The organism is Janthinobacterium sp. TB1-E2, assembly GCF_036885605.1.
Taxonomy (GTDB): Bacteria; Pseudomonadota; Gammaproteobacteria; order Burkholderiales; family Burkholderiaceae_D; genus Janthinobacterium; species Janthinobacterium aestuarii.
On record NZ_CP142523.1, the window covers coordinates 5,946,484 to 5,967,994 of the forward strand.

Here is a 21,511-nt window from a genome sequence, read left to right on the forward strand (position 1 = left end):
CCAGTCTACCGCGTTTCAGAGCGTAAATGGCGGCGGCGCGGGCATGCGCCGCCGCCAAACTGAACAATTACTTCACGTCCAGCAATTCCACGTCGAAGATCAGTGCCGAGTTCGGCGGAATGTCGCCATTGCCGGCGCCGCGCGGACCGTAGGCCAGTTCGCCTGGAATGATCAGGGTGCGCTTGCCGCCCACTTTCATGCCGGCCACGCCCTGGTCCCAACCCTTGATGACCATGCCCTTGCCGAGCGGGAAGTCAAACGGGCCACGACCGACGGAGCTGTCGAACTTCTTGCCGCGCGAATCTTTCGCCAGCGGACGGTAGAGCCAGCCCGTGTAGTGCACGGTGACGTTACTGCCGACGGACGCTTCCTTGCCCGTGCCGACCTTGTTGTCGATCAGGATCAATTTATCGGCGACAGGGCCGGGGCTCAGCGAGACGGCCGAGGCGGGAACAGGCGCTGGCGCCTGTGCCTGCGCCAGCGACGCGGCGACGGAGCAGATCAGGGCAAACAAAACGGAGCTACGCGTCATGATGTATTCTTTCAGTGAGTTTCGGTAAGATCCCTGCCAGTGCAAGTGGGCAGGGAACGCCAATAATAGCAAACCGCCGCAACGATAGGAAAAACTTGTCGCCCGATACACACTGCCCCCGCCTGTTTTACGCGCTGTGGCCTGATGCGGCCACGCGCGCGGCCCTGGCCGCCTGGCAGGCGCGCCTGGAAGGCAAACCCGTGCGTCCGGACAAGCTGCACCTGACCCTGGCCTTCCTGGGCCAGCGCCCGGCCAGCGACCTGCCGCCCCTGCTGGACATTCTGGCGCACACACCGGCGCATCCCATGCCCCTGCTGTTCGATCACGCCAGCCATTTTACGAAGCTGGCGCTGGCCTGGGCCGCCCTGGCGCAGCCGTCGCCCGCCCTGCTGGACTTGCGCGCGGCCTGCATGCGTAACTTGGCGGAACAGGGACTGGCGCCCCGCTTCGAGCACGACCGTTTTACGCCGCACGTGACCCTGGCGCGCCAAGCGCCGCCGCCGGCCATCGGGGACTTCGCGCCCATCGCCTGGCTGGCGGACGAGCTGGTGCTGGTGGAATCGCTCAAGAGCAGCGGCGACTACCGCATCCTGGCCAGCAGGAAATTAAGCTAGGCGGCGTCCGGTATCGACACGGGCACCTCGGACAATTTGTCCTGGCGCAAGCTTTTCAGCGCATGCGCAGCCGCCACCATGCCGAAGCTGGCCGTCACCACCACGCTGGAACCGAAGCCGGCGCAGTTCAGGCCCGTCACGCCGGCGGGCGCGCCGCCATCGATGGCGCACGCTTCGGCGCTCTCGGGCGTGCTCAACGGTTCCATGGAAAACACGGCGTCGACATTGAATTTGTTTTTCACGCCACGGGGAAAACCATATTCGGTACGCAACAGTTTGCGTACTCGCTTGAGCAGCGGTTCCTGTTCCGTTTTCGACAGGTCGCGCACGGCGATCAGGGTCGGGTCCGTCTGCCCGCCCGCGCTGCCGATGGTCAGCATGGGAATGTTGCGCGCGCGGCAATATGCGATCACGGCCGCTTTCGCCTTGGCATTGTCGATGGCATCAACGAGGTAGTCGAAATCGCGCCCGCCCAGCAGTTGGTCCAGATTATCGGGGGTAATAAAATCCTCGATCTGCGTGACCTGGCAAAACGGATTGATCAGCTCGATGCGTTCGGCCAGGGCCGTGATCTTGGCCTGGCCAATGGTGTCGCTCATGGCCTGGATCTGGCGGTTGATGTTCGATTCGGCAACATTGTCGAGATCGATCAGGGTCAGGCGGCCGATGGCGCTGCGCGCCAGCGCTTCGACGATCCAGGAACCGACGCCGCCCACGCCGATCACACACACATGGGCGGCGCGGAAACGCTCCAGCGCGGGCGCGCCGTACAGGCGGGCGATGCCGCCGAAACGCCGCTCAAAATCGATCTCGGTCAAGTCCATGGAAATTAGTTCATTGGTGGAGGTATGCATGGCGCCATTTTAACGGACACTGCGCTGACGGATATTCTAAAATAGCCGAATTGACACAGCGACAAGCCGCACTGTCGCCACGCCCCCACACCGCCCACCACGAGAACTCGCCATGACCTCTCCCCTGTTCGACTCCGTTCCCGGCTTTGACCAGCCCATCGCCGTGCTCAAGCATTGTCACGACAAGATCCGCAAGCAGCTGACGACCCTGCAAAAACTGCTGGGCCATTTGGCGCAGCACGGCAACACGGCGGATGCGCAGCAGGCGGCCAAGGCGGTGTTGCAATATTTCAATAAAGCCGCCCATCTGCACCATGACGATGAAGAGCAGGACTTGATGCCGATGCTGCAAGCGACCGCCACGGGCGACGATGCCGCCCTGCTGACGACCCTGGTGCCGGAAATCCTGGCCGACCACCAGCGCATGGACCAGGCCTGGCTGACCCTGCGCCCGGAACTGGACGCGATCGCGGCCGGTACGGGCACGCAGCTGTCCGCCGATGGCGTGGCCGCCTACGTTGCCGCCTACCATGCCCATATGAGCAAGGAAGAGGGCCAGCTGGCGCCCATGGCCAAGCGCCTGTTCAGCGCGCAGCAGATGGAGCAGCTGGGCACGGCCATGCAGCGCCGCCGCGGCATCGCGCCCGATCTGCCAGAAGTGGCGGACGCGGCCGCCGTGCTGGCCGCCATGCGCACCGATTACGTCCAGTCCAGCCTGAGCGAGACGGACGTGCTGGCCGATCCCATCGCCCAGTTCCAGAAATGGTTTGCCGAGGCCGTCAACGCGCAAGTGATGGAGCCGAACGCCATGGACTTGTCCACCGTCAGCCCTGATGGCAAGCCCAGCTCGCGCATCGTGCTGATCAAGCAGTTCGACGAGCGGGGCTTTACCTGGTACACGAATTACCACAGCGACAAGGGCCAGCATCTCGAACACAACCCGCACGCGGCGCTGCTGTTCTTCTGGCGCGAGCTGGAGCGGCAAGTGCGCATCGAGGGCACGGTGGTAAAAACCACGGCGGCCGAGAGCGACGAGTATTTCAATGTGCGTCCCCTGCAAAGCCGGCTGTCGGCGATTGCCTCGCAGCAAAGCGCGCCCATCGACAGCCGTGCCGCGCTGGAAAGCAATTACGAAGCCGTGGCCGCCGCCGTTGGCGACGCGCAGCCGCCGCGCCCGGCCCACTGGGGCGGCTACCGCCTGCAGCCGGAGCGCATCGAATTCTGGCAGGGGCGCCGTTCGCGCTTCCACGACCGCATCGTGTTTACGCGCGGTGCCGACGGGCAATGGAGCATGCAGCGCTTGCAACCATAAGCAGGATAGCCAAGGCGGCGCAAAGCAAGCTGGTCAATATCGGTGTAGGCTATGACGTTAGAAGTTACTAAATGACATTGTTTCTCAATTTGCGGCTCCAGCCGGGGCCGCTTCATTGGAGGCCATTTTGTTTGTACAAAACCAACTCAAGTCCTGGATCGCCAGCATCCGCAGCAAAACCGCCTTGCCGCTACGCATAGAATTGTGGAACGGCCAGCACGTCGACCTGTCCAGCGAAGCGCCCAGAGTCACCATCCGCCTGCCAACCGTCGCCTCGGCCCGCTATCTGCTGAACCCGTCGCTGGCGAATCTGGGTTCGGCCTATGTGGAAGGCAATATCGAAGTCAAGGGCACGGCCCAGGACATGATTTCCATCTGCAATGCCCTGGCACGCAATACCCTGAAGCCGGAAGGCAAGCTGGCCCGCATCGTGCGCAGCTTTACGCACGACAAGAGCAAGGATGCGGAAGCCATCCGCTATCACTACGATGTGTCGAATGCCTTCTATGAGCAGTTTCTCGACCCCGGCCTCGTGTATTCCTGCGCCTATTTCGAACAGGGCGATGAAACCCTGGCGCAGGCGCAAGTCAAGAAAATCGACCATATCCTGAAAAAAATCCAGCTGCAGCCGGGTCAGACCCTGCTCGACATCGGCTGCGGCTGGGGCGCGCTCGTCATGCGTGCCGCGCAGCAATATGGCGCCCGTTGCGTGGGCGTGACCCTGTCGGAAAACCAGTACGCGCTGGCGCGCGAGCGCGTGGCGGCGGCCGGCCTGGCGCACCTGATCGATATCCGCCTGCAAGATTACCGCGACGTGACGGGCCAGTTCGACCGCATCACCAGCGTGGGCATGTTCGAGCATGTGGGCCTGAAACATTTGCCCAACTACTTTTCCATCATCAACAAGCTGCTGGCGCCGGACGGCATGGCGATGAACCACGGCATCACCTCGACCGATCCGGACAATGGCGAAACGCCGTACGGCGGCGGCGAATTCATCGAAAAATATGTGTTCCCGCATGGCGAGCTGGCCCACATCGGCAATGTCCTGAAAACCATGCAGCAGGGGGGACTGGAAGTGCTGGACGTGGAAAACCTGCGGCGCCACTATGCGCGCACCTGCGCCCTGTGGACGGAAAATTTCGAAGCCCATGCCGAGCAGATCCGTCCGCTGGCGGGCGAACGGCGCTTCCGCATCTGGCACGTCTACCTGGCTGGTTGCGCCTATGCCTTCGAGCAAGATTTGATCAGCCTGTACCAGATCGTCTGCGTGAAGGCGGGGCGGCGTTCGTCCACCTTGCCCTGGTCGCGCAACTACATGTATGCGCAGGAGAATACGCAGGAAACAAGGCCGGCGCCCGTGCTCACGCCCTGACAGACGGACGCGTGCGGGGCGCTTACTTCAGGCGCCCCGCGTACATGGCGCGGAATTTCTCCACCTTGGGCGCGACGACGAGCGCGCAATAGCCCTGCAAGGGATGCTGCTCGACATAATTCTGGTGGTACTCCTCGGCCGGATAAAAGGTGGCTGCCGGCGCCAGCTGCGTGACGATGGGCGCATCCCACACGCCGGCCATCTCGGCGAGCACCTTGCGCGCCACCTTTTCCTGCTCCGCCGACTGGTAATGGATGACGGAGCGAAATTGCGTGCCGACATCGTTGCCTTGCCGGTTCATGGTGGTGGGGTCGTGCAAAGTAAAAAAGATTTCCAGCAAGTCGTGATAACTGATGACGGCGGGATCGAATTCCAGGCGCACGACTTCCGCGTGGCCTGTCTCGCCCGTGCACACCTGTTCATATGTGGGGTTGGGCACGCTGCCGCCCGTATAGCCGGCCTCGACGCGCGTCACGCCGCGCACTTCCGCGTACACGGCATCGAGGCACCAGAAACAGCCACCGCCGAATACCGCCAATTCCGTCTGTTGATGCATGATGTCCTCCCGCAACGCCTCTGCGACGTATCATTTCATTACTGTAACGCAAAGCGCCATAGCCTGCAGTGCCGCTTGAAACGGTGCGTGGTGCACCGCACATAAGGGGCATGCCGGCCACGATTGCGCTGGCGTGGCCGATTTTTGGCATAATGTCAGCAAATAGACAGGTCACCCATGAACACACGCTCTCCCCGCGCGCCAGCGCAAGAATTCGATACGGCACATTTCCGCCAGGCACTGTCGCAGTTTGCCACCGGCGTGACGGTCATTACGACGCGCCTGGCCGATGGCAGTTTCCGCGGCTTGACGGCCAGTTCCTTCAATTCCGTCTCGCTGTCGCCGCCGCTGGTGCTGTGGAGCCTCGGTTCCGTGGCGAACAGCATGCCCATCTTCAGCGGCAACTCGCATTACGTCATCAACGTGCTCGGTGCCGAGCAGGCGGAACTGGCCACGCGCTTTTCACGCCGCACCCCGAACCCGTTCGACGACGTCGAATACGAACTGTCGCGCACGGGCCAGCCCATCCTGAAAGGCGCGTCGGCCTGGTTTGAATGCCACAACCGCAGCCGCTATCCGGAAGGCGACCACGTCATTTTCGTGGGCGAAGTGGAACAATGCGCGTTTGCCGCGCAACCGCCCTTGATCTTCCACAATGGGAAGTTCAATACACCGCCAGCCTGAGCGGGACAAAAAAAATCCGCCGAGGCGGATTTTTTGTTTTACAGGGTAAAGTTATACCCGATGCTGACACTCACGGCGAGCGGGTCGAGCGTGATGCTCTGCGTCTGCCCCGTCGAGAATTTCGCCTTGGTTTTCAGGAAAGTCTTGACCACGGCCACGTCGGCAAACCAGCGCTCGTTGATCGCCAGGGTGCTGCCAACCACCAGGCTGCCTGCCAGCTTGTTGTCCAGGCGATAGGTGACCGGTTTTCCACCCGGATCGAGCAAGGCCGTCATCTGGCCCGAGCCTTTTTCTTTCTGGAAATAGGCATATGTCAAACCCGCGCCCACGTAAGGACGGATCATCGCATTGGGCTGGAAGAAACGGTACTGGATGAAGGCCGTCGGCGGCAAGGCTTCCGCCGTCCCCAGCTTGCCCGTACCCTTGATGGAACCATCGCCGACCAGCTCATGCTTGTACGGCACGCCCAGGATCATTTCAGCGGAAATATTGTCCGTGATCATGTAGGCAAAGGTCAGGATGGGCTTGGTGTCCGCCTTGACGTCGGCCTTGGTGTTCGGCAATGCCGGCGCGGAAATGTCGCCACTGTCGACGTGCGGCGTGATCTTGTTGACGCCGGCCTTGACCATCCAGGTGCCTGCGCTTTGCGCCGAAGCGCCCGTCGCCATGGCCATCGCGGCGGCCGCGGCCAGCACGCGTACAGCGGTATTCAAACGATTCTTCATCTTGTCTCCTGATTCATTGTGTGCGGAGTGTTCCGCTATCGAGTCTTGTCGCTGCCAGCGCCAGCCGCGCCCCGGAGACGCAGCTGGCACGGCCATCCTTACAGCCAGCCGCGCACAACCATGTCCTTGGCCACATAACGTGCCAGCAGCAGGTTGTTGAACGGCGTAGGATGCACATCATCGGCATACGAGTAGTGGCTGACGTCGCCCGCTTTCAGGTTCGTGCCATTGCAGACCAGCGAGCTGCCCAGAATATTGCCTGGCGCGCTCAAGTCGCACGCCGTCTCGCTGACGTTGGTCAAGCCATACGGGCCAGGGTTGGTGGCCTGGTCATGGCTGACGGCAAACACGTCGACCAGCAAGACTTTCGCGTTGCCGTTCAGGCCGCCACTGAGTTCGCCGTTGAAAGCGCTGACCATGGCGTTGATGAGCGCCTTGGTATTGGCATCCTTGCTCAGGCCCGACGGCGTACCGGCCACGTCAGGCAGATTGTTGACGATGACATAGTTGGCGCCCTTGGCGATGATCTGGTCCTTGACCAGCGCCACCAGTTCGGTACCCGCTTGTTTCATGGCGGCAACCAGCGTCGGTCCCTGAGCCACGGCGTAATCGGCACCGGCCTTGGCGCCGGCAGCGTTACCCGTCACCGTCGCATCGGCTTGCGCCTTGGCGGCCAGGGCGGGGGCCAGGGTTGGGGCATTCGTATTGCCGGCAATCACGGCGGCTTGCACGGCGGCGCCGACGATGGTCGTCGACGTGGCGCCCGGCGCGGCGCTGGCCGTCTTGATGGCGGCGCCGATGGCAGCTGCTGCCGTCGCAGGGGTGGTGGCGCCAGCGGCCAGAGCCATGGCCAGGTTGGTGGCGAAAGCCTGGGCGCCAGCGGCCGCGCCGGCAGCCTGGCCAGCAGCGGTCGCGCCTGCTTGCAATGCGCCCAGCTGGAACAGCACGTCATTGCCGCCGGCCATCACGAAAACGGCTTCCGTGCCGCTGAACTTGCCGCCGGAAACGGCCAGGTGGTTCGCGATCTGCGTCACCACGGGGACGGTCAGGGCGCCCAGCGGACTGCCCGTCAATTTGTTGTTCGGACCGACGGGGTTGGTGACGCGCGAACCGCCCATGGCGTAGCCGTAGCAGCCGGCATGCTTGACGCGCGGTACGGAAAGGCCTTGCGACGCATTCCCCTCCAGACCCGTCTCGGCGGCGCATGGCGCGGCCAGGCCGAATTGCGCGGCCAGGTGCTCGGTCCAGTTCTTGCCCGTCAGTTCAGGATTGATCTTGGTATTGTCGCCATTGATGGTGAACTTGCCGCCACCTTTGGCCTGCACCGTACCCACGGCATACGAGCCGACATCGGACAGGCTGTCGCCGAACGACACCTGCGCCGTGTATTTGACTTTCAAGGCTTGATCACCGCCACTGGCGCCGCCGCAACCTGCCAGGACAGCCGCAGCCAGCACGGCCAGCGCGAATTTTGTTTGATGCATTTTGTCTCCTCGGTCTTTTTTCTGGTTTCTAAACGAACGGGCGTGCTATTCGCTACCCAACTAATATGCCATCGTTCCTCAGGCTTGTATAGAAAATATGTTTTAAAAATCAACGAAATAACAACATCGCCAGCGCCCTGTCACGAGCGGCCGATCTGCTGAATTATGGAGGATTTACTATGTTTCGTGGCAAGCATTGCTATTGCGCTGCATCAATAAAAAGCCCCTTGCGGGGCTTTTTTCAGACGGACAGGAATTGCTGCAAGATACCACTTGAGCCGAACGCGGCACGCCGCAAACGGTCATTGACGCCCAGCCACTCAGGGCCGGTCGGAGGCGCTTCGACGAGTATCAGTTCGGCGCCGACCTGGTCCATCGTGCGCAGCGAGGCATACAGCGCATGTGCGTAGTTTTCCGGCTTGGCGGCCAGGCGCACGCTGGCGCTGGCCGGCGGCAGATCCGAGTAATGGATCAGGGCCACGCGGCGCCCGTCGTTGAGCAGGCGGTTCAAGGTGGCGCTCACGTCATCGCTGTGCTGCATCGCAACAGGCGTATGTGGCGCGTAATGCGATTCCAGGGTACCCGAGGCGCGCGGCGCGGCTGCATCGGCAACAGCCGGTGCGCGGCCGATGACGGCGGCGATCTGCTCGCTGCTGATATGGCCGGGACGCAACAATACGGGACCATGTGTGGCCAGGCGCGACAGGTCGACGATGGTCGACTCGATGCCCACGTCGCTCTGCCCGCCATCGAGCACCGCGCCCAGCAAGCCGCTGTCGAGTTCCGCCGCGAATTCATCGCGCACGTGCTGCGCCGTGGTGGGGCTGACGTTGCCGAATTTGTTTGCCGACGGCGCGGCCAGGCCGCCCTTGCCGCCCTTGAAAGTGCGTAGCAATTCGATAGCCACCGGGTGCGACGGGCAGCGCAAACCCACCGTATCCTGGCCGCCGGACACGGCGTCGGGGATATGCGCGGCGCGCTTGACGATCAGGGTCAGCGGACCGGGCCAGAAAGCGGCCACCAGTTGTTCGGCCTCGACAGGAATATCGTCGGACCAGTGCGCCAGGTCGGCCCCAGGCGCCACGTGCACGATCACGGGGTGGTCCGAGGGACGGCCCTTGGCTTCATAGATGCGCGCCACGGCGGCCGGGTTTTCCGCATCGGCGCCCAGGCCATACACGGTTTCCGTCGGGAAGGCGACGAGGCCGCCCTCTTCCAGCACGGCAGCGGCCGCCGCCAGGTCTTGTGCGGGCACGCTCACGGCGCGATTCCCAGGATCAGGCAAGCGTCGCGCAACCGCTGCTGCGCCTGCGGCAACGTGGCGGCGATGAAGGTCAAATGGCCCATCTTGCGGCCACGGCGCGGATCGTCCTTGCCATATAGATGCAGACAGGCGCCCGGCAACGCCAGCACCTGGTCCCACGCCGGTTCAGTGACCACATCGCTGTCGCCGGCAAACCAGGCGTCGCCGAGGATGTTGAGCATCACGGCCGGCGAATGCTGGCGCACGTCGCCCAGCGGCAAGCGCGCCATGGCCCGCACCTGCTGCGCGAACTGGCTCGTAACGCAGGCATCCATCGTGTAGTGGCCGCTGTTATGCGGGCGCGGCGCCATTTCATTGACCACCAGGCTGCCGTCTTCCAGCACGAAAAATTCGATGCACAGCACGCCGACGTAACCGAGTTCGGCCACCATGGCTTGCGCCGCGCGCTGCGCCTTGGTGGCGCAATCGTCGGACACGTTCGGGCCCGGCACGGTGGTGGTAAACAAGACGCCGTCGCGGTGCACATTCTCGGCGATCGGATAGACGACCGATTCGCCATCCACGCCGCGCGCCGTCAGCACGGACACTTCATACGCCAGCGGCAGCATCTTTTCCAACAGGCAAGTTACTTGTCCCATTTCCGCAAAGGCGGCGCGCACCTCGTCGCGCGTGCGCACGCGGAACTGGCCCTTGCCGTCATAGCCCATGCGCACGGTTTTCAAGATACCCGGCAACAAGTCGTCGCCGATGGCGTCGATATCGTCTTGCGTGGCGATCACCATGTGCGGCGCCGGCAGCACGCCCGACTTGGCCGCGCAGTCGACAAAGAAACGCTTTTCCGCGATGCGGTTCTGCGCCACCGATACGCCATGGGCGTTCGGCGCCACGAACACGCGTTCGGCCAGGCGCGACAGGCTGTCGGCCGGCACATTCTCGAATTCCGTGGTGACGGCCAGGCATTGCGCCGCCAGAGCGTCGAGACCGGCTGCATCGCTGTAGCCAGCATTGATGAGGCGCTGCGCCACCTGCCCCGCAGGGCAGGCGTCCGATGGTTCCAGTACGGCCACCTGATAGCCCATGCTCTGGGCCGCCTGGGCAAACATGCGGCCGAGCTGGCCGCCACCCATCACGCCCAGCCACGCCGGTGGATTGGCGGCGGGCAGCAATGGGGAAGTCGATTTACTATTCATTATTTTTCAAACACATTAATCAGGCAAGACCATGGCCTTGGCGGCGGCCGTTTGCGTGGCACGGAACGCTTCCAGGCGCTCGGCCAGGGCGTCGTCATTGGCGGCAAGCATCGCTACCGCCGTCAGCGCCGCATTCGCCGCGCCCGCTTCACCGATGGCGAAGGTGGCCACTGGCACGCCCTTGGGCATTTGCAGGATGGACAGCATGGAATCTTCGCCGCGCAAGTATTTCGACGGCACGGGCACACCCAGCACGGGCACGATGGTCATCGCCGCCACCATGCCAGGCAGGTGGGCCGCGCCGCCGGCGCCGGCGATGATGGCACGCAAACCGCGCGCGCGCGCGCTTTTCGCGTACGCATACATCTCGTCGGGCATGCGGTGCGCGGAAATGACTTGCGCTTCGTACGGCACGCCAAACTGTTTCAGCATGGCGACCGCGTTCTGCATCACGTCCCAATCCGAAGACGAGCCCATGATGACGCCGACCAGCGGCTTGTTTTGCTCAATCATCTCAGGCCTTCAGCTTCTCGCCCGTCAGGCGTTCGATGGCTTCGAAGTACTTGGCCTGGGTTTTTTCGATGACGTCGGCCGGCAGCGCTGGCGCCGGTGCGGTCTTGCCCCAGGTCAGCGTTTCCAGGTAGTCGCGCACGAATTGCTTGTCGAACGACGGTGGCGAAATGCCAGGCTGATACGAATCGGCGGGCCAGAAGCGCGACGAGTCGGCCGTCAGCACTTCATCCATCAAATGCATGACGCCATTGTCGTCCAGGCCGAATTCGAACTTGGTGTCGGCGATGATGATGCCGCGCGTGGCAGCGTATTCGGCGGCCGTCTTGTAGAGTTGAATGGCGACGTCGCGCATCTTGGCGGCCAGTTCCGCGCCGATGCGCTCTTCCATTTCAGCAAAGCTGATGTTTTCGTCATGCTCGCCCAGCTCGGCCTTGGCCGCCGGCGTGAAGATCGGCTCCGGCAATTTTTCCGCCTGTTGCAGGCCCGCTGGCAGCTTGATGCCGCAGATGCTGCCCGTGTCCTGGTAATCTTTCCAGCCCGAACCGATGATGTAGCCGCGCACGACCGCCTCGACCATGATCGGTTTCAAGCGCTTGGCCACGACGGCGCGGCCCTTGACTTGTTCCACTTCCTCGGGCGCCACCACGGATTCCGGCGCCACGCCGGTCAGGTGGTTCGGCACGATATGGCCCAGTTTCTCGAACCAGAAATCGCTCATCTGGTTGAGAACCTTGCCCTTGCCGGGGATAGGCTCGTTCATGACGACATCGAAGGCCGACAGGCGGTCCGTGGTGACGATCAGGATCTTGTCGTCGCCAACGGCGTAATTGTCGCGGACCTTGCCGTGGCCCAGCAATGGCAGGGAGTGGATGGAAGTCTGATAGAGGCTGTTCATAGCGGGGGAATAGTTGGATGAAACGAAACCGGCAGGCAAGGGGTGCCTGCCGGTCGAGAAAATCGGGCACGGAGGATTGCCTCCGGCCCGTTCCAGACAGAATTTTACTTCACAATTTGCGACAGCTCGCCGGCCCTGTAGCGCTCGGCCATTTTTTCCAGTGGCATCGCCTTGATTTTCGACGCCTGGCCTTCGCAGCCGAATGCCTGCATGCGGGCGCGTACGATTTGCTCTGCAGCAAGACGGGCTGGCTTCAGGTAGTCGCGCGGGTCGAATTTCGACGGGTTCTCGAACAGGTATTTGCGGATCGCAGCCGTCATCGCCAGGCGGATATCGGTGTCGATGTTGATCTTGCGCACGCCGTGACGGATGCCTTCCTGGATTTCCTCGACTGGCACGCCGTAGGTTTCCTTCATGTCGCCGCCGAATTCGCGGATGATGGCCAGCAATTCTTGCGGCACCGACGAGGAACCGTGCATCACCAGGTGGGTGTTCGGGATGCGCGCGTGGATTTCCTTGATGCGGTCGATGGCCAGGATGTCGCCCGTCGGCTTGCGCGTGAATTTATAGGCGCCGTGCGAGGTGCCGATGGCGATCGCCAGGGCGTCGCACTGGGTGCGCTGCACGAAGTCGGCCGCTTGTGCCACGTCCGTCAGTAGTTGCTCGCGGGTCATGGTGCCGTCGGCGCCGTGGCCGTCTTCCTTGTCGCCCTTCATGGTTTCCAGCGAACCGAGCACGCCCAGTTCCGCTTCCACCGTCACGCCGATGGCGTGCGAGAATTTTACGACTTCACGCGATACTTCCACGTTGTATTCGTAGGAAGCAACCGACTTGCCGTCCGCTTCCAGCGAACCGTCCATCATCACGGAAGTAAAACCCGAGCGGATGGCGGCCATGCAGACGGCCGGCGACTGGCCGTGATCCTGGTGCATGACGACGGGGATGTGCGGATACGCTTCGACGGCGGCGTCGATCAGGTGGCGCAGGAAGGCTTCACCGGCGTACTTGCGCGCGCCAGCGGACGCTTGCATGATCACCGGGCTGTTGAGCGCATCGGCGGCGGCCATGATGGCTTGCACTTGCTCCAGGTTGTTGACGTTGAAAGCAGGAATGCCATAACCGTTTTCGGCGGCATGGTCCAGCAGTTGACGCATGGATACGAGAGACATGGTAATACTCCAGATAACAATAGAAACCGTTGCGGCGCTTCGCGGTCAATGACCGCGGCGGCGCCTGAATTCTTTCAACCAAACCAGAACGTCCAGCAAACTGCTCAGGGCTAGGCGCGTTGCCGAAGGCAGTACGACTAGTACGACGAGGCAATGCAACAACGCCCTGGGCGGTTTGTGGGCGTTCTTACTCGAATTCGCCGACCGTGACGATTTTTAAGGCATTCGTGCCGCCCACCTGCCCCATCGGCTCGCCCCAGGTGACGACGATCATGTCGCCCTTGCGGACGATGCCCTGCGCCACCAGCAGCTCTTCCGCCTGCTTCAGCACTTGCGCGCTGGGGGCGTTCTGCATCAGATGATACGCCCGAACATTGCGATACAGCGCGGCTTTGCGCAAAGTCGTCACACTAGGAGTCAACGCGTAGATTGGCGTGTCGATGCTGTGGCGGCTCATCCACAAGGCGGTGGAACCGGATTCCGTCAGCGCCACGATGGCTTTGACGCGCAAATGGTGGGCCGTAAACAGCGCGCCGTACGCGATCGACTGGTCGATGCGGGTAAACGTGACGTTGAGGAAATCGGCATCGAGCTTGTTGTATTCGGACTGTTCTGCTTCCACGCAGATGGCGGCCATCATTTCCACCGTCTCGATCGGGTACTTGCCCGAGGCCGTTTCGGCCGACGTCATGACGGCGTCCGTGCCGTCGAGCACGGCATTCGCCACGTCGGACACTTCCGCACGGGTCGGTACGGCGTTGACGATCATCGATTCCATCATCTGCGTGGCAGTAATGGCTAATTTATTCGACGCGCGCGCCATCTTGATCATGCGCTTTTGCAAGGCCGGCACGGCCGCATTGCCCACCTCGACCGCCAGGTCGCCACGCGCCACCATGATGCCGTCGGAAGCGTCGAGAATCTCTTGCAGCGCAGGAATGGCTTCGGCCCGCTCGATCTTGGCGATCATCATCGGCTTGTGGTGATACGGTTCGCCAGCGATATTGGCCAGCTGGCGCGCCATTTCCATGTCGGTCGCGCATTTCGGGAAGGAAATAGCCAGATAGTCGGCCTGGAAACTCATGGCCGTCTTGATGTCTTCCATATCCTTGGCCGTCAGGGCCGGCGCGGACAGGCCGCCACCCTGGCGGTTGATGCCCTTGTTGTTCGACAACTCGCCGCCTATTTTGACGGTGGTGTGGATTTCGCTGCCGTGGATGCGCTCGACGATCAACACGATGAGGCCGTCGTTCAGCAGCAAGACGTCACCCTTGTGCAAGTCGCGCGGCAAGGCCTTGTAGTCGAGGCCGACACGTTCCTGGTTGCCCAGTTCACCGTTTTCGCCCCACTTGGCGTCGAGGATGAAGCGCTCGCCCGCTTCGAGCTGGATGCGCGTGTTTTCAAACTTGCCGACGCGAATCTTCGGCCCTTGCATGTCGGCCATGATGGCCACTTCGCGGCCGCACTCGGCGGCCGCCAGGCGCACCAGCGCCGCGCGGTCGATATGGTCTTGCGCCTTGCCGTGGGAAAAATTCAAGCGCACCACGTCGACGCCCGCACGTATCATTTTGACCAGGATATCGAAGTCAGTGGAAGCGGGGCCGATTGTTGCTACGATTTTTGTACCGCGTGGCATAGGAGTCCTTGTGCGCGAGCGAAGGTGAGCAAGACCTGGCGGCTGAGCCGCCCGGCAAGGTAAAAGCGCAGCGGTCAGGCTGCGCTTGGTGGCACGACAGTCAGGCCGGATCAGCCTGCGCGTTGCATCAGGATCTCAACTGCTGGGAGCGTTTTGCCTTCCAGGAACTCCAGGAAAGCACCGCCACCGGTCGAAATATAGCTGATTTTATCGGTAATATCGTATTTGGCAATCGCCGCCAGGGTGTCGCCACCGCCAGCGATCGAGAAAGCTTTCGAATCGGCAATGGCCAAGGCCAGGGTCTTGGTGCCGTTGCCGAACTGGTCGAATTCGAATACGCCCACGGGGCCGTTCCACACGATGGTGCCGGCGGCGCCGATCTGCTGCGCCAGCAGGGCCGCCGTTTTCGGGCCGATATCGAGGATCATGTCGTCGTCCGCCACGTCGGCCACGTCCTTGACGGTAGCGGCTGCCGTTGGCGAGAATTCCTTGGCGCACACGACGTCGACGGGAATCGGCACTTGCGCGCCGCGCTTGGCCATGATCTCGATGATGGCTTTCGCCTCTTCAACGAGCTCCGCTTCCACCAGCGACTTGCCGACGTTCAAGCCGACGGCCTTCATGAAGGTGTTGGCGATGCCGCCGCCGACGATCAGGTTATCGACCTTGTCGGACAGCGCTTTCAGAATGGTCAGCTTGCTCGATACTTTCGAACCAGCAACGATGGCCAGCAGTGGGCGGGCTGGCGCGTGCAGCGCTTTCCCCAGCGCATCGAGTTCGGCGGCCAGCAGCGGGCCGGCGCAGGCGACGGGCGCGAACTTGGCGATGCCGTGCGTGGACGCTTCGGCGCGGTGGGCCGTGCCGAACGCGTCATTGACGTAGATATCGCACAATTTGGCCATTTTTTGCGCCAGCTCATCGCTGTTTTTCTTTTCGCCCTTGTTGACGCGCACGTTTTCCAGCAAGACCACTTGGCCGGCGGCCAGGGATTCCAGGCCGGCGCCATCGATCCAGTTTTGTTTCAGTGCAACTTCCTGGCCCAGCAGCTCGGACAAACGTGCCGCCACGGGCGCCAGGCTGTCGGCCGGCTTGAACTCGCCTTCCGTCGGACGGCCCAGGTGCGACGTCACCATGACGGCGGCGCCAGCGTCAAGGGCGGCGCGAATGGCCGGCACCGAGGCGCGGATGCGCGTATCTTCGGTGATCTTGCCACTGTCATCTTGCGGGACGTTCAGGTCGGCGCGGATAAACACGCGCTTGCCTTGCAGTGCATTTTGGGCGATCAAATCTTGCAGACGGATGAAGTTGAGAACAGCTGACATGGCGATCCAGATGACGAGTGGAAGGAAGTGCGCTATTTTACCGCAAGGACCAGACCAAATCCCCGATTTGTCCTGCTTTACTGAAAAACATGCAACAGTCGCAAGCCCGTGAAAACCAGCATGCCGAAGACGATGGTTTGCAGCATATTGCGGCGAATCACGAAAAAGAGCGTGGCAGCAATACCCGACAAGAGTTTCAAATTGGATAAGTCGAAGTGCACTTGCTGCCCTTCCATCAGCAGGTCGGGCGCGATGATGGCCGCCAGCGCGCAGGCCGGCGCATAGCGCAGCATCTCGCCCACGCGGCGCGGGATGGTGATGTGATGGCCGATCAGCCAGAAGGTGCTGCGTGTGGCGGCCGTTGCCACCACCAGCACGGCGATGGCGATCCACACGTCGGCCCTGCCCCAGTCGATGCCGTCAATCATGGCGTTTTGCCCATTTCTCAGTCAATTCTTCCACGGCCATGGCGCTGACCATGCCCACCACGACGGCTACCAGCAAGCCCAGCTTATACGGCAGGCCGAAGGCCAGCACGGCCACCGCGCCCGCCACCAGCACGCCGCACAGGGCGGCGCGGCTGAGGATCAGCGGCACCGTCACGCACAGGATCGCCAGGGTGCCGGCAAAACCGAGCCCCCATTCGGCCGGCACGACGGCGCCCAGCACGATGCCGATGAAGGAACCGATTTGCCAGGCCAGCCAGTTGGGGTAGATCAAGCCTTTCAGGAAAGGCAGCTTGGCCGGGTCCGGCGTTTCATGGGGGTAGCGTTGCAGGAACAGGCCCACGGTGATGTCGCCGGCCACATAGCCGAGCGCAAAGCGCTGGCGCCACGGCAGATGGGAGAAATGGGGGGCCAGCAGCACGGAAAAAATGACAAAACGCAAATTGACGACGAGGGCCGTGGCAAAGATCACCCACACGGGCGCCTGCGCGGCCAGCAGGGGCAAGGACGCGAGCTGGGCCGAGCCGGCAAAGACAAACAGGGTCATGGCCCCCGCCTGCGCGACAGTCAGGCCGCTTTTCACCATGGCCACGCCCACCACCATGCCCCAGGCGGCGATGCCCAGCAGGGTGGGCGCCCCCAAGTTCAGGCCGGCGCGCCAGGCATCTTTCAGCAGGGCGTCGTCCTTGGCGGCCGGGACGGCGTTCACGCGGCGCTCCGGCGAAGAGAGTGTGGTAACTGCACAACAATGGTGCGCGGAGAACGGCTCCGCAACGGTGATACCGGCAAGGCAAATCCAGTCAGGGTGGCGCTACGGCAGCCATATTGTCGCGAAAAACCGCGCCGCAGCCGAAGATGATCAAGCCGACATTTTAGCCATGATTTTTGCTGTCTGCCTGAATCCGTTAAAATCGTGCTTTTGGCAGCAGCCGACTTCCTTCCATACAGCCTCACGGAGCATGACAAGATGACAAAAACCACCCAGCCAGCGGTCGAACTCGACAGTAAAGACTTGCCAGCCCACTGCCCTAACCCGGCCATGCCGCTGTGGTCGTCGCATCCGCGCGTGTTCCTGGAATTTAACAAGGACGGCGTCGCCAAGTGCCCGTACTGCGGCACGGCCTACACGCTGAAGGAAGGCGCCAGCGCCGGCCATCATTAAACTGCCCAGCGGCGCGCCCCCAGCGCGCCGTTTTTATTTGCATCAAGTTATAGCGATCAGCCCGGAGTCGTCATGAAACGTCTGAAAGAACTCAATGGCAGCGCCGCCGAAGTCGAAGCGGCGTTCTACGATGCCTTGCACCGCGCCGACCTCGAAGCGCTGATGGCGCTATGGGCCGACGATGAAGAGATCGTCTGCATCCACCCGGGTGGCGCGCGCCTGATCGGCCATGCCGCCATCCGCGCCTCGTGGGAAACCATCCTGGCCGGCGGCGGCCTGCACATCGTGCCGGCGCAGCTGCATGAAACGCACAATCTGATGAGTTCGGTGCACACGGTGATCGAAGGCGTGACCCAGGAAGAAGGCGGCCCGGCGCATCTGCTGGCCACGAATGTGTATGTAAAAACGCCGCGCGGCTGGCGCATCGTGCTGCACCACGCTTCCATCGCCCCCGGTGGCGCACCGGCCGACGCCGCGGGGACGCAGATCCTGCACTGATGGCTTTGTCTCTTTCCTACACCGCCCCGCTGTGGCTGCCTGGCGGCCACGCGCAAACGATTTATCCGGCCGTATGCCTCGCCAAGCCGGCCGTGGCCTTCCGCCGCGAACGCTGGCAAGCGCCCGATGGCGATTTCGTCGACGTCGACCTGGTCGACGGCCAGCCTGGCCAGCCCTTCGTGGTGCTGTTCCACGGTCTGGAAGGCTCGTCGAACAGCCATTACGCGCGCTCACTGATGGCCGAGGTGGCCGCGCGCGGCTGGTCGGGCGCCGTGCCGCATTTTCGCGGCTGCTCGGGCGAGGCGAACCTGGCGCCCCGTTTTTACCATTCGGGCGATGCGCAGGAAGTGGATTGGATCGTGCAGCGCCTGCGCCCGCGCGCCACGGGAAAGTTGTATGCGGCCGGCGTCTCGCTGGGCGGCAACGCCCTGCTGTGCTGGCTGGGCCAATCGCAGCACCAGGCCGATTTCATCGATGCGGCAGCGGCCGTGTCCGCCCCGCTGGACCTGGCGCAAGGGGGCAAGGCCCTGTCTTCCGGCGCCAACCGGCTCTACACGCGCATGTTCCTGAACACCTTGAAGCCGAAATGCCTGGCCAAGCTCGAGCAGTTTCCCGGCCTGTTCGCGCGCGACGCCATGCTGGCCGCGCGCGATCTGCACGCCTTCGATAATGTCGTCACGGCACCGCTGCACGGCTACCGCGACGCCGACGACTACTGGCACCGCGCCAGCGCCAAACACGTCTTGCAAGATATCACCGTGCCGACCCTGGTGCTGAATGCGCAAAACGATCCTTTCCTGCCCGGGCGCTTCTTGCCGCGCAGCGCCGCGCCGAAGGTCACGCTCGAGTATCCGCGCCACGGCGGCCACGTCGGCTTTGCCGCTGGCAAGCTGCCGGGAAGCTTGTATTGGCTGCCGCAACGGCTGCTTTCCTTCTTTGAAAACGGCAACATGGCGCCGTTCGCACCGCAAAGCTGGCACGCTGGCGGTGCGCGCACTCACACGGAAAACGCTACACATGGATGAACTCGTCAAGCAAGCCCTGGTCAAATGGCCGAACGTACCCCACTGCTACGGCTGGCTGGGCCTGGACGCGCGCGGCCAATGGCGCATGCGCGACCAGCAGGCGCAACAGCAACAACTGCCCGGCGACAAGATCGCCCACGCGGCCCTGTTGAATTTCATCAACCGCAATTACGCCCAGGATGAACGCGGCTGCTGGTTTTTCCAGAATGGCCCGCAGCGCGTGTATGTGAACCTGGAAGCGACGCCGTACATCGCCCGCAGCGACCCGCAACACGGTTTTGTCTTGCAGACGGGCGCGCCACTATCGAGAATCGAGCAGGTTTACCTGTGCGACAACGGCGCGCTGATCTTGCGCCACGCCGATATCGTGGCGCAGGTCGACGACCGCGACATGGCGCAAGTGCTGGCGTCGCTGCGCGTTGATGGGCTGGCCTTGAGCGACGAGACCCTGCTAGCCTGGCTGGAGCATGCTCAAGGCAATTTGATGTTATTGCATGACAGCAAGGAGATCGCCGTGCAGCCGCTGGGCTATGACTCCGTGCCGCAGACCTTCGGCTTCCAGCGGGCGCCGCAAGCCGATAAAAACTAGCCCTTCTGGTCCTTGATCTGCTCGCGGCGCTTTTCCTGCAGTTCACGCTCGCGCGCATCGATCACGGCCTGGTCATAAAAAGTTGCGTCCGTCGATTTGCGGGCGATCGTCAGCTGGTCCAGCGCGGCCATGGTGGCGCCCTGCAGCACGTAGGATTCAGCCAGCGCCATGTGCTGCAAGGTCATCTTGCCCTGGTCCGCATAGGCTTTCGCCAGCAAGTCGTACAGTTCCGGCTCTTCCTTGTACAGCTGCACCTGCTCGCGCAAATACACGGTCGATTGCTCCAGCTTGCCGGCAGCCATCAGCGCTTCCGCATACTGGTGGGCAATGCCGCGCGAGAGGGGAAATTGCTGGCGCGCAGCATCGGCCGCCTTCAGGGCTTGCTGCGCCACTTCCTTCTTTTGCGCCGGCATCAACAGCACTTCCAGCCCCATCGCCGTCAGCAAGGAATTGGGCGCCTGCGTGCCGCCCGAGGTAAACACATTCGGCCCGACGGGCTGGTGCAGGGCCGCATTGGCCGCATCGAGTTCCTTTTGCGCCTCCGCCGGCTTGCCCTGCTTGACAGCGACAAAGGACAAACCGTAATGGGCGGCCGTCACCTGGAAGCGGCTTTGCTGCTCCAGCTGCGTCTTGAAGACGGCCTTGGCGTTCAACAGGCCTTGCACGCTTTCATCCTGCAGCACGCGGGCGCGCGCACGGGCCAGATGGAAACTCAGGCTGTCCGCACGCTGCTTGTACGGCTGCTCGCGGATGCGCGCCTGGATGTCGGCGATGCGCTCCGTCGTCAGCGGATGGGTCTGCAGATAGGCGGGCATCAAGTCGCTGTACGAGCGGCTGGCCGCCTGCATGCGGCCAAAGAAGGCCACCATGCCGGTGGTGTCGAAACCGGCTTCGCCCATGATCTGGAAACCGATGCGGTCCGCCTCGCGTTCGGCGTCGCGGCCGAAATTGAGCTGGCGCTGGATGGCCAGGCCCTGGCCGGCGGCAAACACGCCCATGGCCACGTCGCCGCCCGCCCTCGAAGCGAGCGCCGCCAGCAGCATGGCGGCCAGCGGCATCAGGGCGTCCTGGCGCTGCTGGCCCAGCATGCGCGCGATATGGCGCTGCGCCACGTGACCGATCTCGTGCGACAGCACGGACGCCAGTTCCGCCTCCGTTTGCGCCGCCAGCACCAGGGCCGAGTGCACGCCGATGAAGCCGCCGGGCAAGGCAAACGCGTTCAACTGGGGATCGCGTACGGCAAAGAAGAAATAGTCGTAATTCGTTTCACCGCGCACGCTGGGGCGTGCCGCCACGAGCGCGTTGCCGAAGGTATTCAGGTATTCGAGCAGAGGCGCGTCGTCGAGATAGTCGCGGTCGCCGCGGATGCCGCGCATGATTTCCTCGCCGATCTTGCGCTCCATCGCCGGCGACAGGTCTTCGCGCGACGTGTCGCCCAAGTTCGGCAGGTTCGGCGCCGGCGGCACGGCCAGCGGCGTCCAGCCGCTTCCCGGCTTGGCCGCCACGCTGGCGGCCGGCACCGCTGGCGCGGACGTATAGGTTTGCGCCAGCGCACAGGGCGCCGCCAGCCACAAGGCAGCCAGCACGGACGCGCGCCGGGAGCCGCGCAGCCATGCCGCAGCGGCATTTTCAACGATGATCGGAAGGGGAGTTTTTGAATTCACGG

General features: G+C 62.9%; 23 protein-coding genes. 8 read left to right on the forward strand and 15 right to left on the reverse strand.

Annotated features, from left to right (window positions below; genetic code table 11):
- Positions 1-67: 67 nt before the first annotated feature.
- Entirely contained in the window at positions 68-532 is a 465-nt protein-coding gene (locus OPV09_RS26770) for an FKBP-type peptidyl-prolyl cis-trans isomerase (RefSeq protein ID WP_034746152.1), read from the reverse strand.
- Positions 533-627: 95 nt separating this feature from the next.
- On the opposite strand from OPV09_RS26770, the gene thpR reads away from it, so the two are divergent.
- Positions 628-1,146, forward strand: coding sequence for an RNA 2',3'-cyclic phosphodiesterase (thpR, locus tag OPV09_RS26775; protein ID WP_070301071.1), 519 nt, complete (start codon positions 628-630; stop codon positions 1,144-1,146).
- Here thpR and OPV09_RS26780 read toward each other — a convergent pair.
- Positions 1,143-2,000 carry a tRNA threonylcarbamoyladenosine dehydratase gene (locus OPV09_RS26780; protein ID WP_070301070.1) on the reverse strand — a complete coding sequence of 286 codons (858 nt, stop codon included), beginning with the start codon at positions 1,998-2,000 and terminating at the stop codon, positions 1,143-1,145. The two genes, thpR and OPV09_RS26780, sit on opposite strands and share 4 nt — an antisense overlap.
- Before the next feature lie 112 nt (positions 2,001-2,112).
- Between OPV09_RS26780 and pdxH the strand changes: the two genes are divergently transcribed.
- Together pdxH and OPV09_RS26790 are read left to right on the forward strand one after the other, a co-directional pair.
- The gene (pdxH, locus tag OPV09_RS26785; RefSeq protein ID WP_083292465.1) at positions 2,113-3,312 is read left to right on the forward strand and encodes a pyridoxamine 5'-phosphate oxidase; all 1,200 of its coding nucleotides are present in this window, start codon (positions 2,113-2,115) and stop codon (positions 3,310-3,312) included.
- Positions 3,313-3,439: 127 nt separating this feature from the next.
- Complete coding sequence (locus OPV09_RS26790) at positions 3,440-4,687, forward strand: SAM-dependent methyltransferase (RefSeq protein ID WP_070301069.1); 1,248 nt, start codon at positions 3,440-3,442, stop codon at positions 4,685-4,687.
- A 22-nt stretch (positions 4,688-4,709) separates the two neighbouring features.
- On the opposite strand, the gene msrA is transcribed toward OPV09_RS26790, so the two are convergent.
- Positions 4,710-5,243, reverse strand: a complete 534-nt coding sequence (gene msrA / locus OPV09_RS26795) for a peptide-methionine (S)-S-oxide reductase MsrA (RefSeq protein ID WP_072454933.1) — start codon at positions 5,241-5,243, stop codon at positions 4,710-4,712.
- A 177-nt stretch (positions 5,244-5,420) separates the two neighbouring features.
- Here msrA and OPV09_RS26800 point away from each other — a divergent pair, with 177 nt between their 5' ends.
- Positions 5,421-5,927, forward strand: coding sequence for a flavin reductase family protein (locus OPV09_RS26800; protein ID WP_034746143.1), 507 nt, complete (start codon positions 5,421-5,423; stop codon positions 5,925-5,927).
- Positions 5,928-5,965: 38 nt separating this feature from the next.
- Here OPV09_RS26800 and OPV09_RS26805 read toward each other — a convergent pair whose 3' ends face one another.
- The 11 genes from OPV09_RS26805 to OPV09_RS26855 form a co-directional block, all read right to left on the reverse strand.
- Positions 5,966-6,652, reverse strand: coding sequence for an OmpW/AlkL family protein (locus tag OPV09_RS26805; protein WP_072454932.1), 687 nt, complete (start codon positions 6,650-6,652; stop codon positions 5,966-5,968).
- A gap of 98 nt (positions 6,653-6,750) precedes the next feature.
- Complete coding sequence (locus tag OPV09_RS26810) at positions 6,751-8,136, reverse strand: SGNH/GDSL hydrolase family protein (protein ID WP_072454931.1); 1,386 nt, start codon at positions 8,134-8,136, stop codon at positions 6,751-6,753.
- 241 nt (positions 8,137-8,377) lie between these two features.
- Positions 8,378-9,397, reverse strand: a complete 1,020-nt coding sequence (locus OPV09_RS26815) for an L-threonylcarbamoyladenylate synthase (protein ID WP_338679877.1) — start codon at positions 9,395-9,397, stop codon at positions 8,378-8,380.
- Positions 9,394-10,590 (reverse strand): 5-(carboxyamino)imidazole ribonucleotide synthase, encoded by a 1,197-nt coding sequence (locus OPV09_RS26820; RefSeq protein ID WP_338679879.1) that lies wholly within the window; start codon positions 10,588-10,590, stop codon positions 9,394-9,396. The genes OPV09_RS26815 and OPV09_RS26820 overlap by 4 nt, the downstream gene beginning before the upstream one ends.
- Positions 10,591-10,605: 15 nt before the next feature.
- Positions 10,606-11,103 (reverse strand): 5-(carboxyamino)imidazole ribonucleotide mutase, encoded by a 498-nt coding sequence (gene purE / locus OPV09_RS26825; RefSeq protein ID WP_319990579.1) that lies wholly within the window; start codon positions 11,101-11,103, stop codon positions 10,606-10,608.
- A gap of 1 nt (position 11,104) precedes the next feature.
- Positions 11,105-11,998, reverse strand: a complete 894-nt coding sequence (locus OPV09_RS26830; protein WP_034746123.1) for a phosphoribosylaminoimidazolesuccinocarboxamide synthase — start codon at positions 11,996-11,998, stop codon at positions 11,105-11,107.
- Positions 11,999-12,102: 104 nt separating this feature from the next.
- Entirely contained in the window at positions 12,103-13,167 is a 1,065-nt protein-coding gene (fba, locus tag OPV09_RS26835; RefSeq protein WP_338679883.1) for a class II fructose-bisphosphate aldolase, read from the reverse strand.
- A gap of 187 nt (positions 13,168-13,354) precedes the next feature.
- Positions 13,355-14,803: a pyruvate kinase gene (gene pyk, locus OPV09_RS26840; RefSeq protein WP_034780607.1), complete on the reverse strand. Its 1,449-nt coding sequence runs from the start codon at positions 14,801-14,803 to the stop codon at positions 13,355-13,357.
- A gap of 110 nt (positions 14,804-14,913) precedes the next feature.
- Positions 14,914-16,125: a phosphoglycerate kinase gene (locus OPV09_RS26845; RefSeq protein WP_331777216.1), complete on the reverse strand. Its 1,212-nt coding sequence runs from the start codon at positions 16,123-16,125 to the stop codon at positions 14,914-14,916.
- Between the two features lie 77 nt (positions 16,126-16,202).
- Positions 16,203-16,553, reverse strand: a complete 351-nt coding sequence (locus OPV09_RS26850) for an AzlD domain-containing protein (protein ID WP_034746111.1) — start codon at positions 16,551-16,553, stop codon at positions 16,203-16,205.
- A complete protein-coding gene (locus OPV09_RS26855; RefSeq protein WP_338679886.1) occupies positions 16,546-17,280 on the reverse strand; it encodes an AzlC family ABC transporter permease in 735 nt (244 codons plus the stop codon). The genes OPV09_RS26850 and OPV09_RS26855 overlap by 8 nt, the downstream gene beginning before the upstream one ends.
- A gap of 258 nt (positions 17,281-17,538) precedes the next feature.
- On the opposite strand from OPV09_RS26855, the gene OPV09_RS26860 reads away from it, so the two are divergent.
- The 4 genes from OPV09_RS26860 to OPV09_RS26875 all read left to right on the forward strand — a co-directional run bounded on the left by OPV09_RS26860 (position 17,539) and on the right by OPV09_RS26875 (position 19,845).
- On the forward strand, positions 17,539-17,733 hold the full coding sequence (locus tag OPV09_RS26860; RefSeq protein ID WP_034746106.1) for a zinc-finger domain-containing protein: 195 nt from the start codon (positions 17,539-17,541) through the stop codon (positions 17,731-17,733).
- 72 nt (positions 17,734-17,805) lie between these two features.
- Entirely contained in the window at positions 17,806-18,231 is a 426-nt protein-coding gene (locus tag OPV09_RS26865; RefSeq protein WP_034746103.1) for a YybH family protein, read from the forward strand.
- Positions 18,231-19,256 carry a YheT family hydrolase gene (locus OPV09_RS26870; RefSeq protein WP_319990575.1) on the forward strand — a complete coding sequence of 342 codons (1,026 nt, stop codon included), beginning with the start codon at positions 18,231-18,233 and terminating at the stop codon, positions 19,254-19,256. The genes OPV09_RS26865 and OPV09_RS26870 overlap by 1 nt, the downstream gene beginning before the upstream one ends.
- Positions 19,249-19,845 carry a DUF2946 family protein gene (locus tag OPV09_RS26875; protein WP_338679889.1) on the forward strand — a complete coding sequence of 199 codons (597 nt, stop codon included), beginning with the start codon at positions 19,249-19,251 and terminating at the stop codon, positions 19,843-19,845. The genes OPV09_RS26870 and OPV09_RS26875 overlap by 8 nt, the downstream gene beginning before the upstream one ends.
- Here the strand turns inward: OPV09_RS26875 and OPV09_RS26880 are convergent.
- A complete protein-coding gene (locus OPV09_RS26880) occupies positions 19,842-21,350 on the reverse strand; it encodes a M48 family metalloprotease (RefSeq protein ID WP_419177869.1) in 1,509 nt (502 codons plus the stop codon). The genes OPV09_RS26875 and OPV09_RS26880 overlap by 4 nt on opposite strands.
- Positions 21,351-21,511: the final 161 nt, after the last annotated feature.

Coding starts and splice junctions, on each gene's coding strand:
- OPV09_RS26865 (WP_034746103.1), top strand. CDS start 17,806: ATGAAACGTCTGAAAGAACTCAATGGCAGCGCCGCCGAAGTCGAAGCG.
- OPV09_RS26805 (WP_072454932.1), bottom strand. CDS start 6,652: ATGAAGAATCGTTTGAATACCGCTGTACGCGTGCTGGCCGCGGCCGCC.
- OPV09_RS26860 (WP_034746106.1), top strand. CDS start 17,539: ATGACAAAAACCACCCAGCCAGCGGTCGAACTCGACAGTAAAGACTTG.
- fba (WP_338679883.1), bottom strand. CDS start 13,167: ATGTCTCTCGTATCCATGCGTCAACTGCTGGACCATGCCGCCGAAAAC.
- OPV09_RS26800 (WP_034746143.1), top strand. CDS start 5,421: ATGAACACACGCTCTCCCCGCGCGCCAGCGCAAGAATTCGATACGGCA.
- pdxH (WP_083292465.1), top strand. CDS start 2,113: ATGACCTCTCCCCTGTTCGACTCCGTTCCCGGCTTTGACCAGCCCATC.
- OPV09_RS26780 (WP_070301070.1), bottom strand. CDS start 2,000: ATGCATACCTCCACCAATGAACTAATTTCCATGGACTTGACCGAGATC.
- OPV09_RS26875 (WP_338679889.1), top strand. CDS start 19,249: ATGGATGAACTCGTCAAGCAAGCCCTGGTCAAATGGCCGAACGTACCC.
- pyk (WP_034780607.1), bottom strand. CDS start 14,803: ATGCCACGCGGTACAAAAATCGTAGCAACAATCGGCCCCGCTTCCACT.
- OPV09_RS26770 (WP_034746152.1), bottom strand. CDS start 532: ATGACGCGTAGCTCCGTTTTGTTTGCCCTGATCTGCTCCGTCGCCGCG.
- OPV09_RS26850 (WP_034746111.1), bottom strand. CDS start 16,553: ATGATTGACGGCATCGACTGGGGCAGGGCCGACGTGTGGATCGCCATC.
- purE (WP_319990579.1), bottom strand. CDS start 11,103: ATGATTGAGCAAAACAAGCCGCTGGTCGGCGTCATCATGGGCTCGTCT.
- msrA (WP_072454933.1), bottom strand. CDS start 5,243: ATGCATCAACAGACGGAATTGGCGGTATTCGGCGGTGGCTGTTTCTGG.
- OPV09_RS26845 (WP_331777216.1), bottom strand. CDS start 16,125: ATGTCAGCTGTTCTCAACTTCATCCGTCTGCAAGATTTGATCGCCCAA.
- OPV09_RS26810 (WP_072454931.1), bottom strand. CDS start 8,136: ATGCATCAAACAAAATTCGCGCTGGCCGTGCTGGCTGCGGCTGTCCTG.
- OPV09_RS26830 (WP_034746123.1), bottom strand. CDS start 11,998: ATGAACAGCCTCTATCAGACTTCCATCCACTCCCTGCCATTGCTGGGC.
- OPV09_RS26870 (WP_319990575.1), top strand. CDS start 18,231: ATGGCTTTGTCTCTTTCCTACACCGCCCCGCTGTGGCTGCCTGGCGGC.
- OPV09_RS26820 (WP_338679879.1), bottom strand. CDS start 10,590: ATGAATAGTAAATCGACTTCCCCATTGCTGCCCGCCGCCAATCCACCG.